We start from the raw sequence: 7304 nt of genomic DNA, 5'->3' as shown, positions 1-7304 counted from the left end.
GTTGACGGGGGGCTGGGGGGTGGGGGAGGAGGGGGTGGGGGCGTTAACGGCGTTAATGGGGGTGGGTGGGGTGGGGGCGTTAACGGTGGTGGGTGGGGTGGAGGGGGCGGTGTTAACGGCGTTAAGGGGTGCGGGTGGGGGCGTGTTAACGGCGTTAAGGGTGTTCGGGAGGGGGTGGAGGGAGGCGAGGCCTTCCAGGAGGCGGGCGTAGGCCGCGCGCTTGGGGGGACGGGGGGCCGTGCGGCCGGTCTCCCAGGAGGTGACGGTCTCGCGGCGGACGGAGAGGGCCTTGGCGATCTGGTCCTGGCTCAGGCCGGCGGCCTCGCGCAGGCGCTTGCGTTCGTCGGGGGCGGGGAGCCCGTCCTTGGCCGCTGCTTCTTCGAGCAGGGCGTCGACCGCTGCGAAGAGGGTGGTCTGTTCGTTCGTCTCGCTCATTGCTACCTCCAGGAGCACCCTATGTGAACCGCACGGTTGAACGCACATGAAACACACGTGGGGCGTTAACGGCGTTAATGCCGTCAGCGCCCCCGACGTGCGTGCTGCCCGGCTCAGATGCGCTGCATCAGGAGCTCCGTGACGGCCTTGAGGTCGTCCGGGGTGAGGTGGGCGGTGAGGGCGTCCGCGATGGTCTCCGGGGACTGGGCGGAGATCGTGATGCGGGGGGTGGGCTGGGGAGTGGGGGTGGAGCTGGGCGTGGGGGCGTTAACGGCGTTAACGGTCTGGGGTGCCGGGCGGGTGCGCTGGCGCGGGGGGTTAACGGCGTTAATGCTCTCGGTGGCGGCCGCCGCCTGGTCCTCCTGGGGGAGACGGCCGATGCGGCGGGCCGGCTCGACCTTCAGCTCGCCCGTCTCCACCTTCTCCTGGAGGTCGGGCGTCAGGTTGAGGAGGGTCAGGCGCTGGGAGACCCAGGCCGGGGTCTTGCCGATCCGCTTGGCCACCTGGGCCTGGGAGCCGTGGACGTCGACGAGTTCCTGGAGGGCGCGGGCCTGGTCCATGGGGGCCACGTCGACCCGGTGGACGTTGGCGATGAGCGCCGATTCGAGGATGTCGGCGGCCGAGGCGGACAGGGCGTCGTTGACGTGGATGTGCATCGTCCTGAGCCCGGCCAGTTGGGCGGCCGCGAGGCGGCGGTTGCCGTCGATGACCACGTACGGGGCGCGGCCGAGGCCGTCGGTGGCACCCGGGTGGGCCTCCATGAAGGCCATGCGGGTCGCGACCGCCAGGGGCTGGAGCTGGCCCCTTGAGGTGAGGGACTGGGCCAGCTCGTCGAGGTCGGTGAGGTCCTCGCGGAGGTTGAACGGGTTGTGGGCCAGGGCCTCGATGGGGACCTCGGAGGGCGGGACGACCCCGGAGGTGGGGGCGCCCGTGGCTTCGGCGATGGCGGCGCGGCGGGAGCTGACGCTGACGGGCTGGGCCCGTGCGAAGGACGCCGAGACACCGAGCTTGTCGGCCTTGCTGCTCATGAGATCTCCCGGGCGAGGGCGCGCAGGGCGACGGCCTGGTCGCCGTTGGGGGCGTAGACGAAGAGGGGCTGCTTCAGGCGGACGGACTCGCGCTGTTCCTTGAGGTCGGGGACGATCGCGACGACCCGGGGATCCTTTATGTCCATCCAGGCCTGGAGAGAGCTGGTCGCGATGTAGCCGCGGCGGCCGTCGTAGAGGTTCACGACCAGGCCGAGGTAGTCGATGTCCAGGCTGAGGTCGTCGCGCAGGTCGTTGATCTGCGAGGTGAGGAGGTCGTAGGCGTCGGCCGAGGAGTCCTCCGCCTGGACCACGATCAGCGCGCCGGAGGCGCCCGGCTGTTCGGCGTCGCGGCGGCGGCCGTAGTAGATCGCCGCGTCCATGCTCAGGCCGAGGCTGGGCGGGCAGTCGATGAGGATGACGTCGTAGTCGGACTCGACGGGGGCGAGGGCGCGTTCGAGGGCGGCCTCGCGGGCGCGGACGGTGGAGAGGCGGACGTCGAGGAGGAAGGCGTCCGTGCAGGCGGGCAGGAGGTGGAGGCGGTCCCCGAAGCGGTCGTGCTCGATGGGGGCGATCAGGTCCTGGAGGGGGCCCTTGGCCTCGCCGGCCATGTGGCAGGTGAGGCTGTCGCCGCCGATGGGGAGCGGCTGCTGGCCGAGCTGCTTGGTGAGGTGGCCCTGGGGGTCGAAGTCGACGAGCAGGACGCGCATGCCCAGGCCCGGGAGGTCTTCGAGGTCCAGGGGGGTGGTGGAGTGGGTGCCGTCCGCTTCCTCGGGAGTGGCGCGGCGGGCCAGTTGGCGGGCGACGCGGACCGGGTGCAGGGCCGAGGGGTCCTCGGCGAGGGCCTCGGCGGTGCCGGCGGTGATGGCGGTCTTGCCGACGCCGCCCTTCTGGTTGCACACGACGATGCGGCGGACGACGGAGGGGCGCTTGACCGTGGGCGCCGGGTTCATCTCCAGCCAGAGGTGCACCGCTTGGGCGAGACCCTGGATGAGGGAGACGCCGCGGTCCTTGGAGTCGGTGCGGAAGGACTCCCACTGGCCGGCGGGCAGCCACGTCGAGAAGGACTCGGCGCCGGAGGTGTCGACGGGGGAGGGGGCGGAGGCGAGGGCGCTCCAGTGCGCGATGCCCTGGTGGACGGCGTCCTGGATGTCGACCCGCAGCTGGGCGGTGCGGATCTTCAATTCCTGGCGGAGCCACGGGGGGAGTTTGGAGACGACCTTCTCTCGGTCGTTCTGGGACGAGGGCGAAGTCATGGGAGGGACTTTACTAACGTTCTTGGGTCTGCGTGGGCGCCACGCTTGGGTTTTGCTAACGAAATGGGTGGGGAGGGCCCCGGACATGGGAAAAGGCGGCCCCGCGGGTGCGCGGGACCGCCCTGGAGGAGGTGTCAGGAGACGGGGACGGGCGGGGCGGTGGGCAGTTCGAGTTCCCTGCGGCAGGCCGCCGAGCCCGCCGGGTCGAAGAGGGCGAGGCGGTCGGGGGGCACGATCCCCGGGAGGAGGAAGGTCCAGAGGTCGACGATCCGGGCGTGCAGGTCCTCGCGGTCGGTGCGGACGTGCGAGGTGACCTGGACGCCGGTGAAGGAGCCGACGAGGAAGGTCGAGAGCTCGCGCACGTCGACCGAGGGCAGGACGTCGCCGCGTTCCTGGGCCGGCGTCAGACAGATGCGGCAGGTCTCGATCCAGGCGTTGTAGGGGGAGGGGTCCGGGTCCGTGAACGAGCCGAACTCGACGACCAGGCGGATCCCGGCGCGGATGCGGACGTTGGTGCGCAGCCCGAACGCCATCCGGTGGGTGAGGTCGATGACGGTCTGGAGGCCCGGGGCCTCCAGGGAGGGGACGCCCTCGGATACCTGGAACTGCTCCTCCACCAGGGTGCGGGCGAGCGCCTCCTTGGACGGGAAGTGGAAGTACAGGGCGCCCTTGGTGACTCCGGCGTGCTTGACCACGTCGCTGAGGCTGGTGCCGCCGAAGCCCGCGTGGTCGAAGGCGATGGCCGCGCCGTCGAGGATCGCCTGCCGGGTGATCTCAGCCCGTACCTGTCTGACCCTCGCCACGTGTGTCTCCTGATGTCTGTTTCGTCCGGGGGTATCGAAGATCAATCTAGTGGGAGGAGGAGAAAGAAAACCAGTCGACCAGTACTTTTAAGGAGCTTAGTAGATGGTGGTTTGGGGTGGGAGGTGGGGGTTTGGGTGTTGCTTTTTGGAAGGGGTGGGGTGGCGGTGGGGTGGGGTGGGTGGCTGGTGGGGTGTTAACGCCGTTAATGGTGTTCGGCGTTAACGGCGTTAACGGTGCCGGGCTAGAGGTGCATGCCGCCCGAGGCGTCGAGACGCTGGCCCGTGACCCACAGGGAGTCAGGTGAGGCGAGGAAGGCCACCAGGCCGGCGATGTCGGAGGGGTTGCCGATGCGGTCGAAGACGGACAGGCCGGCCAGCCGTGCCACCCCCTCGGGCGTGGTGCGGAGCTTCGCGTTCATGTCGGTCGCGGTGAACCCGGGGGCGACCGCGTTCACGGTGATGCCCCGGGGGCCGAGCTCCTTGGCGAGGGCGAGGGTCAGGGTGTTGACCGCCCCCTTGCTCATGGAATACACGACGGACTCCGGGTAGGACATGCGCGTGATGGCCGAGGAGAGGTTGATGATCCGGCCGCCGTCCGGCATGCGGGTCAGGCCCTCCTGGGTGACGAAGAGGAGCGCCGTGACGTTGACCGAGAAGATCCTGTCCACCAGCTCCGGTGTGACCTCGTGGATCCGCGCCGAGCCGCTGACCGCGGCGTTGTTGACGAGGATGTCGAGCCGGGGCTCGATGCCCCGCCGGAGGAGTTCGGCGTCGAAAGCGGAGTAGAGGGCCTGGGCGTCGCCGGGGACGCCGAGTTCGGTCCGGAGGGGGAAGGCGTCGCCTCCGGTGGCGCGGATCGAGTCCACGACCTCGGCGGCGGCTTCGACGTTGCGTGCGTGGTGGACGGCCACGAGGGCGCCGTCGGCCGCCAGCCGCTCGGCTATGCCGCGGCCGATGCCGCGGCTCGCGCCGGTCACCAGGGCTGTCTTTCCGGACAGCGGTCCGCGGGTGGTTCCGGTGGGGGGTGGCACTGCCGGTTGGCTGTTCTTGTGTTGTTGGGGGGTGGGTGTGGGTTCGCTGTCTTCGTGCTGCTGGGGGGTGGGTGCGGGTTCGCTCTGTCGGGGGGCGGGTGCGGGTTGCGAGGCGGGTGAGGAGGTCAAGGTGAGCGCCGTTCTGTGGGCCGGGGTCCGAGGTGACCAGACATAACATTGCGGCCGTTCGGCGTTTTCCTGGGGAGGGACTTACCTGATGGCCGAGCCGCAGACGCTGGTGATCACTGGCGCCACCGGTTTCATAGGTTCGGCGGTACTCGCCGAACTCGCCCGTATCCGGGACGAGGCGGGGCCGGGGGCCCCGCGCCTGATCGTGCGGGCAGTGGGCCGCAGGGCCCCGGGGGCGGACGGGCGGGCCCGGGCCGACGAGTGGTTCCCGGCGGACCTGTCCGACCCCGGATCGCTGCGCGGGAGTTGTGAGGGGGCGGACGTCCTTCTTCACCTGGCCTCGCGGATCGGATCCGACGAGGGGGAGTGCGCAGCCGTCAACGTCGGGGGAGCCGCGGCGTTGATGGAGGAGGCGGGGCGGGCCGGTGTCCGGCGGATCGTCCACCTGTCCACCTCGGCCGTCTACGGCCGTGGCCCTCACCGGGGGATCGCCGTGGACGGCGTCGTCCCCGCGCCCCAGTCCCCGGCAAGCCGCACCCGGCTGGCGGGGGAGGTGCCCGCGCTGGCGGCGGGGGCGGTGGTGCTCCGGCCCGGGCTGGTGATCGGGGCCGGGGACCGGTGGCTGGTTCCCGCGCTGGAGCAACTCCTCGATGCCACGGGGGCGCTGTGGGAAGGGGGGCGGGCGCTGCTGTCGGTGGTGGCGGTGCGTGACCTCGCCCGGCTGATCGGCAGGCTCGCGCTAGGGGCCGGTCCGGCCGGGGGGACGGTCTGGCATGCCAGTCATCCCGTGCCGGTGCGTGCCGCCGAGCTGGTGGGGGCGCTCATCGAGCGGGGTGTGCTCGCGCCGGTCGACGGGGACCTTTCCGAGGCCGAGTGCCTGGAGCGCATGGCGGCGGCCGGGTGCCGGGTGGGCCCGAGCCAGTTCAAGTTGGTTGCGCAGGACCACTGGTACGACAGCGCGCCGATCTGGGACGCCGCCGGGTGCGCGCCGGGGCCGGGGGCGTTGGCGTGCCTGGAGGGGGACGCGGGTTGGTATCGGGAGTACCTGGGGAGGGGGTGAGCGGGGGGTTTGGTGGGGCGGCTTGCCCGGGTGTCGGTCTGCCCGTGGTGCCGGTCTGCCTGTGGTGTCGGTCTGCCGTGGTGCCGGCCTTCCCGTGGTGCCGGTCTGGCTGCCTGCTGCCTGGCTGTCGGTTGCCTGGCTGTTGGAGCGGGCCGGGGGCGTGGGGCGTGGGGGTGCCCGTTGGGGGCCGGGGGTGGCGGAATGTGTTGTGTACGGTGGACGCAATTTTGGTGTGGGTGAGGGGAGCCGGCGGTGGCGGACGGGCAGTGGGGTGCGGCGGTGCGGTTGTTGTGGGGGCCGCCGGTGACTCCGGCCCGGGGGCCACGGCGGGGGCTGACCCTGGAGCAGATCGCGGTGGCCGGAGTGGGCATCGCCGATGCGGAGGGGCTCGGCGGGGTGTCCATGCAGCGGGTGGCCGGGCAGCTGTCGGTCACCAAGATGGCCCTCTACCGGTACGTGCCGGGCAAGGCGGAGCTCGTCGCGCTGATGGTGGAGGCGGCTCTCCCGGATCCCGCCGGGGGGTTGGACGCGGCGTTGGCCGGGGCCGGGAGCGGCTGGCGGGGCGGGCTCGGGGTGTGGGCACGGGAACTGCTCGCCGGGTACCGGGCGCATCCGTGGCTGTTGGACGCCACCGTGGGGGCGCGGGCGTTGGGGCCTCGGGAGGTCGGGTGGCTGGAGCGGGCGCTGGCCGCGCTGGAGGGGTGCGGGCTGAGCGGGGCCGAGGCCATGGATGTGGTGGTGCTGGTCACCGGGCACGTGCGGGGGATCGCCGAGCAGGAGCGGGCCATGGGGGGCTCGGGCGGGGTGGACGAGGAGCTGGGGGCCGTGCTCGCGGAGGTGGTGCGGGAGCGGGGGGAGGCGTATCCGGCGGTGGCGGCGGCGTTGGGGTCCGTTGCGGGGCACGGGGGGCAGGGGCAGGGGCAGGGGCTGGAGTTCGGGCTGCAGCGGATCTTCGACGGGGTCGGGCTGCTGGTGGAGCGGCGGGGGATGGCCTGAGGTAGGGCGGGCTGCGGGGCTGCGGGGCTGCGGGGCTGCGGGGCTGCGGGGCTGCGGGGCCCGGGGGCCCGGGGGCCCGGGGCAGGGGCAGGGGCAGGGGCAGGGGAGTTCACGTCGTTCGTGGCGGTGGCGGTTGGCGTCACCGCCTTTTTGGTGTGCCGGGGCCAGTGCGGGTGCGGGTGCGGGTCGGGGAGGGGTGCGCTGTCGGGGCGTCGGTGGGGGTGGGCTGCTGTGCGGGGCGCCGGTGGGGGTTGGGGGGAGGTGGGATCTGCCCGAGGGAGGCGGTGTCCGGCTGTTGTGGTGCGTCGTAGGAGGGGTCGGGTGTGGTGGGTGGGGGGTGCGGGCTTGGTGTGGAGGGGGTGTTAACGCCGTTAATGGGAGGGGCATTAACGGCGTTAATGCCTTGGGGGTGGGGGTTGTTGAGGGCCGCTGGTGGGGGCGGTTGGGGTGGGTTGTCGTGTGGGGCGCCCGTGGGGAGGTGGGCTCTGGCCGAGGGAGGTGGGTGCCCGGCTGTTGTGGTGTGTCGTGGGAGGGGTCGGGTGTGGTGGGTGGGGGGTGCGGGCTTGGTG

The 7304-nt window shown here is 72.0% G+C and carries 7 protein-coding genes; 2 read left to right on the top strand and 5 right to left on the bottom strand.

Annotation, left to right across the window (positions count from 1 at the left end):
* From AB0F18_RS03865 to AB0F18_RS03845, 5 genes are all read right to left on the bottom strand, one after another.
* A partial coding sequence (locus AB0F18_RS03865; protein WP_362054736.1) for a helix-turn-helix transcriptional regulator occupies positions 1–435 on the bottom strand: 435 nt, incomplete at its 3' end.
* A 113-nt stretch (positions 436–548) separates the two neighbouring features.
* Positions 549–1463 (bottom strand): ParB/RepB/Spo0J family partition protein, encoded by a 915-nt coding sequence (locus AB0F18_RS03860; protein ID WP_362054733.1) that lies wholly within the window; start codon positions 1461–1463, stop codon positions 549–551.
* Positions 1460–2716 carry a ParA family protein gene (locus AB0F18_RS03855; protein WP_362054730.1) on the bottom strand — a complete coding sequence of 419 codons (1257 nt, stop codon included), beginning with the start codon at positions 2714–2716 and terminating at the stop codon, positions 1460–1462. Before AB0F18_RS03855 ends, AB0F18_RS03860 begins: the two co-directional genes overlap by 4 nt.
* A gap of 134 nt (positions 2717–2850) precedes the next feature.
* Positions 2851–3519: a ScbR family autoregulator-binding transcription factor gene (locus tag AB0F18_RS03850; RefSeq protein ID WP_362054727.1), complete on the bottom strand. Its 669-nt coding sequence runs from the start codon at positions 3517–3519 to the stop codon at positions 2851–2853.
* A 242-nt stretch (positions 3520–3761) separates the two neighbouring features.
* Complete coding sequence (locus tag AB0F18_RS03845; RefSeq protein ID WP_362054724.1) at positions 3762–4496, bottom strand: SDR family oxidoreductase; 735 nt, start codon at positions 4494–4496, stop codon at positions 3762–3764.
* 271 nt (positions 4497–4767) lie between these two features.
* On the opposite strand from AB0F18_RS03845, the gene AB0F18_RS03840 reads away from it, so the two are divergent.
* Both AB0F18_RS03840 and AB0F18_RS03835 read left to right on the top strand, forming a co-directional pair.
* Positions 4768–5739 (top strand): NAD-dependent epimerase/dehydratase family protein, encoded by a 972-nt coding sequence (locus AB0F18_RS03840; protein ID WP_362054721.1) that lies wholly within the window; start codon positions 4768–4770, stop codon positions 5737–5739.
* Positions 5740–5991: 252 nt separating this feature from the next.
* Positions 5992–6735: a TetR/AcrR family transcriptional regulator C-terminal domain-containing protein gene (locus AB0F18_RS03835; protein WP_362054718.1), complete on the top strand. Its 744-nt coding sequence runs from the start codon at positions 5992–5994 to the stop codon at positions 6733–6735.
* Positions 6736–7304 lie beyond the last annotated feature (569 nt).

Source organism: Streptomyces sp. NPDC029216, from assembly GCF_040648015.1.
GTDB lineage: Bacteria > Actinomycetota > Actinomycetes > Streptomycetales > Streptomycetaceae > Streptomyces.
This window is presented reverse-complemented; position numbering and strand designations above follow the sequence as displayed.